Below are 7,839 nucleotides of genomic sequence, written 5' to 3'. Positions count from 1 at the left end.
GGCACGCACACAGCGTGCCCCCCCCACCCCTCTTCTCTGCCTTCGCACCGATTTCGCACCGGTCCCGAGCCGACTCACGCACCGGTCTCCCGAGCCGACTCGACTCGCGTACGGGCTCACGCTCCGGCTCACGCAGCGGTCAGGTGCCTACGCCCCCGGCACGCCCCGACACGTGAGCCGAGCACGCGTCGGTCACGCGCCGGACGCGTGACCGATGTGCCTCAGACGTGCGTGCGCAGCAGCGAGCGCATCGTCCGCATCGCGACCGACAGGTTCGCCAGGTCGAAGGCGTCCGAGGACTGGATCTCGTCGAGCGTGGTGCGCGCCCGGCCGAGGATCGAGGCGTTCTTCTCCTCCCAGGCCTCGAAGCGCTCCGCCGGCTTCGACACGCCGTTCCCCGCCGAGAGCACGTCGAGGGTGAGCCCGGCGTGCGCCGCGTACAGGTCCGCACGGATGGAGGCGCGGGCCATGGACTGCCAGCGGTCGGCCCGCGGCAGCTCGATGATCCGGTCCATCAGCTGGGAGATCGCCAGCCGGTCACCGAGGTCGTAGTACACCTCGGCCACGGCCATCGGGTCCTTGCCCGTACGCTCGGCGATCGCCACGATGTCCAGCGCGGGGAAGGCCGCCGAGAATCCGGCGACCTGCCGGGCCAGCTCCTCCGGCACACCCGCGGCGGCCAGCTCGTCCAGGATGCCCTGGTACCACTCCAGGTCGTCACCCTTGAGCATGTTCGGCAGCTCGCTCCAGACCTTCGCCACGCCCTCGGTGAAGAAGGCGATGGTCTCGCTCAGGTCGAGCGGCTGCGGGCGGTTGCCGAGCAGCCAGCGCGCACCGCGCTCCACGAGCCGCCGCGAGTGCAGCCTGATACGGGTCTGGACATCGGCCGCGACCTTGTTGTCCAGTTCCTCGACGGCGTCCCACACCTCTGCGAGGCCGAAGATCTCCCGGGCCGCCGCCTGCGCCCGCACGATCTCCTCGATCGAGGCGCCCGTCTCCTCCCGGAGCCGGTGCAGGAAGGTCGAACCACCGGTGTTCACCGTGTCGTTGACCAGGACCGTCGTGATGATCTCGCGACGCAGCGCGTGCCCCTCGATCGCTTCCGGGTAGCGCTCACGCAGCGGCTTGGGGAAGTACGCGTGCACCAGCTTCTGCAGATACGGGTCGTCCGGCAGACCGGTGGTGATCAGCTCCGCGGCAGCGGTGATCTTGGTGTACGCGAGGAGCACGGCCAGCTCGGGCTGGCTCAGCCCCTTGCCCGCGCTGAGCAGTTCACGCACCTGACGGTCGGTCGGCAGGAACTCCAGGGCCCGGTCCAGATGCCCGTCACGGACCAGCCTGCGCATGAAGCGCTGGTGGGCGTGGAGCAGGGACGGAGCCTGGGACTCGGCATTGGCGAGCGCGGTGTTCTGCGCGTAGTTGTTGCGCAGGACCAGCTCGCCGACCTCCTCGGTCATCGACGCCAGGATCTTGTTGCGCTGCTTGACGGTCAGATCGCCCTCGGTGACCATCCCGTTGAGCAGGATCTTGATGTTCACCTCGTGGTCGGAGGTGTCGACGCCGGCGCTGTTGTCGATCGCGTCGGTGTTGATCTTGCCGCCCGAGCCGTCACCGCCCGACCTGGCGTACTCGATACGGCCGAGCTGCGTCAGGCCCAGGTTGCCGCCCTCGCCGACGACCTTGGCGCGCAGGTCCTCACCGTTGACCCGGATGGCGTCGTTGGCCTTGTCGCCGACGTCTGCGTTGGATTCGACGGAGGACTTGACGTACGTCCCGATGCCGCCGTTCCACACCAGGTCGACCGGGGCCTTGAGGATCGCCCGCATCAGATCGGCCGGGGTCATCTTGGCGACGCCCGGCTCGATACCGAGCGCATCGCGCACATGGGCGTTGAGCGGGATCGACTTGGCGCTGCGGGGGTGGATGCCGCCGCCCGCCGAGAGCAGGGCGGTGTTGTACTCGGCCCACGAGGAGCGCGGCATCTCGAACAGCCTGCGCCGCTCGGCGTACGAGGTGGCCGCGTCCGGGGTCGGGTCGATGAAGATGTGGCGGTGGTCGAAGGCGGCGACCAGGCGGATGTGCTCGGAGAGCAGCATGCCGTTGCCGAAGACGTCGCCCGACATGTCACCGACACCGACCGTGGTGAAGTCCTCGGTCTGGGTGTCGTGGCCCAGCTCCCGGAAGTGCCGCTTGACGGACTCCCAGGCGCCGCGGGCCGTGATGCCCATGCCCTTGTGGTCGTAGCCGGCCGAACCGCCGGACGCGAAGGCGTCCCCGAGCCAGAAGTCGTACGACTCGGCGACCTCGTTGGCGATGTCGGAGAAGGTGGCGGTGCCCTTGTCGGCGGCGACGACGAGATAGGTGTCGTCCTCGTCGTGCCGTACGACCCCGGTGGGCGGCACGACTTCACCGGCCACCAGGTTGTCGGTGATGTCGAGCAGCGCGGAGATGAAGGTCTTGTAGGCCGCGACGCCCTCGGCCATCCAGGCGTCCCGGTCCACGGACGGGTCGGGGAGCTGCTTGGCGACGAAGCCGCCCTTGGCGCCGACCGGCACGATCACGGTGTTCTTGACCATCTGCGCCTTGACCAGGCCGAGCACCTCCGTACGGAAGTCCTCACGCCGGTCGGACCAGCGCAGCCCGCCGCGGGCGACCTTGCCGAACCGCAGGTGCACACCCTCGACACGGGGCGAGTACACCCAGATCTCGTACGCCGGGCGCGGCGCCGGGAGGTCGGGGATGGCCTGCGGGTCGAACTTCATGGAGACGTACGGGTGGTAGGCACCCGGCTCGGTCCCCCGGTCCCTGCGGTCGCCGCTCTCGTCGGCGCTCTGGAAGAAGTTGGTCCTGAGCGTCGCCTTGATGACGGTGAGGAAGGAGCGCAGGATGCGGTCCTCGTCCAGGCTCGCCACCTGGTCGAGCGCCCCGTCGAGCTCTTCGAGCAGCCCGTCGATCAGCTCGGTGCCGGCCCGCTGACGGCCCGGCGACATCCGGGCCTCGAAGAGCGAGACGAGCAGCCGGGTGGTGTGGACGTTGTTCCGGAGGGTGTCCTCCATGTAGTCCTGGCTGAAGGTCGATCCGGCCTGGCGCAGGTACTTGGCGTAGGCGCGCAGCACCATCGCCTGCCGCCAGGTCAGTCCGGCGCCGAGCACCAGGGCGTTGAAGCCGTCGTTCTCCGCCTGGCCGGTCCAGGCTGCGGCGAACGCCTCCTGGACACGCTCCCTGGCGTCGTCGGCGAGGTGGTCGCCGCCCGCGCCCTCGATCTGCGGCATCCGCAGCCCGAAGTCGTAGATCCAGGCGTGCGTACGGTCCGCGCAACGCAGCTCGTACGGGCGCTCGTCGGTGACCTCGACGCCCAGCTTCTGGAGCACCGGCAGCACGGCGGAGAGGGAGACCTGCGAGCCGATCCGGTAGATCTTGAAGCGGCGTTCGCCGGGACCGGCGCCCACCGGTTCGTAGAGCGAGAGCGCGAAGTCCTTCTCGCCCGGCTGGAGGTGTTCGAGGCGGCCGAGGTCGGCGACGGCGGCCCGCGGCGAGTGGTCCGCCTTGTAGCCCTCGGGGAAGGACTGGCCGTAGCGGCGCAGCAGCTCGGCGGCGCGCTCCTCACCGCACTCGGCGGTCAGCGCCTCGGCGAACCCGTCGGCCCAGGAACGGGCGGCCTCGACGAGCCTGGCCTCGATCCGGTCCGCGTCGGCGTCGGTGAGTTCGGTCAGCTCGGTGCCGGCCGGGACCCGCACGACGAAGTGCAGCCGGGAGAGGATGGACTCGGTGTTGCGCGCGGTGAAGTCGACGCTGGTGCCGCCGAGTTCCTCCTTGAGGATGTCGATGAGGCGCAGCCGGACCGTGGTCGTATAGCGGTCGCGCGGCAGGTAGATGAGCGCCGAGTAATAGCGCCCGTACTCGTCCTGGCGGAGGTAGAGCCGGAGCCGGCGCCGCTCCTGGAGGTAGAGCACGCTGGTGACGATGGAACGCAGCTGGTCGACGGGCGTCTGGAACAGCTCGTCGCGCGGGTACGTCTCCAGGATCTGCATCAGGTCGCGGCCGTCGTGGCTGTTGGACGTGAAGCCCGCGCCTTCGAGGACCTCGGCGACCTTGCGGCGGATGACGGGCACCCGGCGTACGGACTCGGTGTACGCGGCGGAGGAGAAGAGCCCGAGGAAGCGGCGCTCGCCGACGACATTGCCCTCGGCGTCGAACTTCTTCACTCCGACGTAGTCGAGGTAGCTCGGGCGGTGCACCGTGGAGCGGCTGTTGGCCTTGGTGAGTACGAGGACCTTGTGCTCACGGGCCTTGGCGCGGGCGTCGGCGGGCAGCCTGCCGAACGACGGCGAGACGGGGTGCTCCTCGTCGACACTGTGGTGCGGGTCCGAGCGGAGGATACCGAGGCCGGTGCCGGGCACCGCGGTCAGCGAGTCGTCCTCGGTGAGGCGGTACTCGCGGTAGCCGAGGAAGGTGAAGTGGTCGGCGGCGAGCCAGCGGAGCAGCTCGCGGGACTCCTCCACCTCACGGGGCGGCAGATCGCCCGCGGTCGGCTCGGTGGGCAGCTCGTCGGCGATGCGCACCGCGGCGTCGCGCATCTTGTCCCAGTCCTCGACGGTCTCCCGTACGTCGGAGAGCACGCGGAGGAGGTCGGTGCTGATCTGCTTCAGATCGGCGCGCTCGGTCTCGCGGTCGATCTCCACATGGATCCAGGACTCGACCAGGGCGTCGTGGACACCCTCGCCTGTCTCGTCCTTGCCGAGGACCTCGATGAGCTTGCCGGTCACGTCACGGCGTACCAGGAGCTGCGGGTGGATCACGACGTGGATGCCGCGGCCCTGGCGGGTCAGCTCGTTGGTGACCGAGTCGACCAGGAAGGGCATGTCGTCGGTGACGACCTCGACGACCGTGTGGCTGCAGGTCCAGCCGTTCTCCTCGACGCTCGGGGTGTGCACCCGGACGTTCGCGGTGCCCTGCGGGCGCTTCTCGGCCAGCCGGTAGTGCGAGACCGCCGCCCCGAAGACATCCTCGGGGTCGCGGTTCTCGACGTCCTCCGGAGCGGTGTGCAGGTAGTAGCGCTGGAGATACGCAAGAACGGTGTCCCGGTCCGGACTCCCCCCGCTCGGGGACCCGCCCGGAAGTTGTCCTCCGGCCGGGCCGTTCTCAGCCACCTGGGCCGCGCGTGCGAGCAGTTCGGCCTTGGGTTCGTCCAGCTTGGTCTGCATGTCCTCTGGCTCCTGTCGCGCGCCGTTGCGTGACGTAGGTGAAAGAAGCGGTGTGACGCCACGACCACGACGCGAGGTATCCGGTCGAAGTCGACGTTATGCCGCAATGAGAGACACCCGTGACGTTATTGGCCAATTCCGAAGGCCTGTCCGGGTGAGGGGTGCCAGCGATGACCCGGACACCGTAGTGCTCCGGGCGCAGGGCAGGGGCGTCAATGCCCCCGCGAGATATCGCGCTGGTCACGGGACCAGGCTATCTCCCCCGGACAGGTGGACGTCACCGGCCGCATCTGTACAAGTCGGCAGGCCGCACTTCGCCACTTCGGCCAGGTGCGGAACGGGGTCAGTGCGCCCACTCCCGGGCGGTCCTGACAGCCTCCGCCAGCGAGTCCACCACCGGCACCCCGGCGGTCTCCAGGCTGGTCCGGCTGTGCGATCCGCCGGTGTACAGCACGGCCCGTGCCCCGGCGTGGGCGGCAGCCACCGCGTCGTCGACCGCGTCACCAATCACCACGACGCGCTCGGGAGCGACACCGTCGAGCCCGGCCAGATGGCGCACCATGTGCTCCGCCTTCCCGCCGTCCGACGGGCCGGTCCTGCCGTCCACCCGCAGGAAGCGCCGTTCGATGCCGTGCGTCCGCACGATCGGTATCAGGTGGTCGTGCGGCGCCAGCGAACAGAGCGACTGGGTGAGCCCGGAGGCCTGCCACTCCCTGAGCAGCCGCTCGGCCCCCGGAGCGAGCGCCGCCCCCGCGGCCAGCGCCCAGTAGTGCCGGTGGAAGGCCTCGTCCATGACGGCCCACTCGGCATCCGTCGGCAGCCGGCCCATCAGCCGCTCGTAGAACCGCGGAACCGGTACGCAGTACAGATCCCGGTACCGCTCCAGCGTGATCGGCTCCAGACCGATCTCGCCGAACGAGGCGTTCGTCGCCTCGATCACGGCGTCGATGTCGTGGAACAGCGTCCCGTTCCAGTCCCAGACGATGTGCGTCCCGGCCGGCCCGGCCGCCCCTGCTTCCGCCCGTGCTCCCGGGCCCGTTCCCACGCCCACGCCGATGCCCGCATTCGTGTCCGTACTCATGCCCAGCCCCCCGTTCGAACCTCTCCCCGGTGATACGAGGCACCGCTCGTCCCTCGGATCCCCACTTCGACAACCGTACGCGGGGGGTCTGACAACGGACCGTACGGGCGAGCATCCGGACGGTGACGAGGCGGCTGACCAGGCGGGCCCGACCGGGCGGGCGATCAGGCGATCAGGTGCGGGATCTCCTGCACACCGAACCAGAGCAGCTCGTGGTCCTCCGCACCGTCCACCGTGAACTGCGCGTCGTCGTCACCGTGATCGGCCGCCCCCAGCGCGGCCGCCGCTTCCGCGACGTCCGCCTCCGCGTCGTCGGCGTCGGCGTGGACGGCCGCGGCCTTCGACAGCGGCACCGCGGAAGCGATCCGCACCTCACCGAGCGAGCTCGCGTCGAGACCGCGGTCCGGGTCGGCCACGGCGGCCTGGTCCGGCACGTCCACGGCGACGACCACCCGGCGGCGGGCGATGTCCGGCGCCCCGGCCAGCAGCCGCAGCGAGGCCGAAGCCGCCCGGTTGAGAGCCGCGTACTCCAGCTCCTCGATGTCGTCCGAGACATACCACTCCCGCAGGCCGGGCGTGACGGCATAGGCGGTCAGCGGGCCGGGTCCGATTTCGCCCGCCGCGTGCGCCGCTGCGAGACCGGGGAGGGTCAGTGGGACGTACACACGCATGGCCGGGCCGCTTTCGTCGTCGGATGGGCGCGCCGGGAGCCGTCCGGAGGACCCGGAAGGCGGCCCGGCAGAGCCCGGTGATACCAGGTGAAGAAGGTCCCAGGATACGTACCGAGTCCCCCTTCGTGGTGCCGGGAGCGGACCGCCCTGGCGTCCACCCCGAGCCACCGCGGAACGCACGGTATCCGGCCGCGGCACCGGCCCGTCACCCGGATAGGTGATCCTGGAGGGCCCCGCCCGCACCGCGGCCGCCGCCTTGCCACGGCTCCGCGGGCCCCCGTAGAAGAGGCTCAGCAGAAGCTACCGCCCGGTATCGCACCGGGCCCGGCAGAGCGGGGGCTCACACTTCATGCAGCGGACCAGGCCTGCGGGCCGGAACGACCGGACCAGGCCAGGCATCACCCCGATCCAGCGCAGGCGGCTCAAGCCGCACTACTGGTTCGCCGAGCGGCTCCTCGCCGTACTCAGCGGCCAGCGGCCCGTCCACTGGATGCTCGGACACACCATCGGCGCGGCCTACGAACAGCTGGTGCTGCTGGCGCCCGGCACGCCGCTGCGGGCGGGAGGCGTACGGCCCGTCGTACGCCACTGCGGCGAGTTCGTCCCGGCGCCCGGCGTGATCGAGGCCTTCGCCCGGATCGGCTCGGGCGAACATGTGCAGGCCATGGCCTTCCGGCTCGAACAGGGCACCGATCTGCGCTGGCGGTGCGCGGCGGTGGAACTGGGCGGCGAACGCGTCGGCGTATGAGCCGGACACGACGCTGAGCACCACCCGAAGCCCGAACTGGACCGGACAGAAACCAGACAGGACCAGAAAGGACCGGAAAAGGCCGAACAGGGCGGGAATGGACCAGAAAAGGCCGGGCCCGGTACCGCAGCGACG

At 70.3% G+C, this 7,839-nt stretch carries 4 protein-coding genes; 1 reads left to right on the top strand and 3 read right to left on the bottom strand.

Features of this window, described 5'->3' with window-relative positions:
* Positions 1-221: 221 nt before the first annotated feature.
* The 3 genes from ACFXBC_RS34295 to ACFXBC_RS34285 all read right to left on the bottom strand — a co-directional run bounded on the left by ACFXBC_RS34295 (position 222) and on the right by ACFXBC_RS34285 (position 6,956).
* Positions 222-5,204 carry an NAD-glutamate dehydrogenase gene (locus tag ACFXBC_RS34295; RefSeq protein ID WP_385033760.1) on the bottom strand — a complete coding sequence of 1,661 codons (4,983 nt, stop codon included), beginning with the start codon at positions 5,202-5,204 and terminating at the stop codon, positions 222-224.
* A 343-nt stretch (positions 5,205-5,547) separates the two neighbouring features.
* Positions 5,548-6,285: an HAD family hydrolase gene (locus tag ACFXBC_RS34290; RefSeq protein ID WP_385033757.1), complete on the bottom strand. Its 738-nt coding sequence runs from the start codon at positions 6,283-6,285 to the stop codon at positions 5,548-5,550.
* A gap of 164 nt (positions 6,286-6,449) precedes the next feature.
* Positions 6,450-6,956 carry a DUF6912 family protein gene (locus ACFXBC_RS34285; protein WP_385033754.1) on the bottom strand — a complete coding sequence of 169 codons (507 nt, stop codon included), beginning with the start codon at positions 6,954-6,956 and terminating at the stop codon, positions 6,450-6,452.
* A 349-nt stretch (positions 6,957-7,305) separates the two neighbouring features.
* Between ACFXBC_RS34285 and ACFXBC_RS34280 the strand changes: the two genes are divergently transcribed.
* Positions 7,306-7,704: an Rv3235 family protein gene (locus tag ACFXBC_RS34280; RefSeq protein ID WP_385033751.1), complete on the top strand. Its 399-nt coding sequence runs from the start codon at positions 7,306-7,308 to the stop codon at positions 7,702-7,704.
* Positions 7,705-7,839 lie beyond the last annotated feature (135 nt).

The organism is Streptomyces sp. NPDC059398 (genome assembly GCF_042751845.1).
Taxonomy (GTDB): domain Bacteria; phylum Actinomycetota; class Actinomycetes; order Streptomycetales; family Streptomycetaceae; genus Streptomyces.
This window is presented reverse-complemented; position numbering and strand designations above follow the sequence as displayed.

Excerpts from the sequence above, each read along its gene's own strand:
- ACFXBC_RS34285 (WP_385033754.1), bottom strand. The coding sequence starts at position 6,956 with ATGCGTGTGTACGTCCCACTGACCCTCCCCGGTCTCGCAGCGGCGCAC.
- ACFXBC_RS34290 (WP_385033757.1), bottom strand. The coding sequence starts at position 6,285 with ATGAGTACGGACACGAATGCGGGCATCGGCGTGGGCGTGGGAACGGGC.
- ACFXBC_RS34295 (WP_385033760.1), bottom strand. The coding sequence starts at position 5,204 with ATGCAGACCAAGCTGGACGAACCCAAGGCCGAACTGCTCGCACGCGCG.
- ACFXBC_RS34280 (WP_385033751.1), top strand. The coding sequence starts at position 7,306 with ATGCAGCGGACCAGGCCTGCGGGCCGGAACGACCGGACCAGGCCAGGC.